Origin of the sequence: Pseudomonas sp. Ant30-3 (genome assembly GCF_000690905.1) — a bacterium.
Classification (GTDB): domain Bacteria; phylum Pseudomonadota; class Gammaproteobacteria; order Pseudomonadales; family Pseudomonadaceae; genus Aquipseudomonas.
The window spans coordinates 1-647 of record NZ_JMCL01000230.1; the positions used below are offsets into that span (position 1 = coordinate 1).

1 protein-coding gene is annotated in these 647 nt (G+C 70.2%); it reads right to left on the minus strand.

Going from position 1 to position 647, the window contains the following annotated elements:
* Positions 1-647: DUF3363 domain-containing protein (locus tag DU29_RS01000000130755; protein ID WP_033051119.1), on the minus strand; the 647-nt coding region annotated here is incomplete at both ends.

The following is a 647-nucleotide window of genomic DNA, read 5'->3' on the forward strand; positions in this document are numbered from 1 at the left end:
CACGTTCGGCCAGGTCGTCCGGCACCTTCCATAGTCCATCAGCCACACGTTCCACGATGCCGGCCCGGCGCAGGGCTTCCAGTCGGCGGACATGGGCCGCGACGACCTCCTGCGGGTCGCGGCCGGGCTTGGCTCGGCCTTGCTCGATCGCCAGGTGATGATCGGCGCGGTACAGGCCATCGCTCGCCAGCGCGGCGATGTTCTTGTCGGCCGCCCGCACCTCGTTGGAACCGCGTACCTCCACCACGGCTCCGGTGGGATAGTTCGCCAGCTCGTCGCGGGCGTTCAAAGCGACGTAGTGGGCCTTGCCGTCCACGCCGTCGATGACCAGATAGCCGCGGTCGTGCAGCTCGTCGGCCAGCCCCTTGCCGGCCACGCGGCCGACGATGGTGCGGCCGTCGTCGCCGGGCTCAAACACCGCCTGCTCGCGCGGCTGGCCGCTCATGGCGCGCTGCATGGTGCGGATGATGTCACCACGCTCGCCCAAGGCGCGCAAGGTCTTCTCCGCGTCGGCATGCACGGCCCAGGTGCCGGGCTGCGTCTCGTCAGCCAGGCCCAGGCGCTGCAAGCGTTGGAGTCGGCCGATCAGCAGCAGCCGCTGGCGTTGCAGGCGGGGCTCATTGAAGCGCTCGATCTGCACCCGGCCA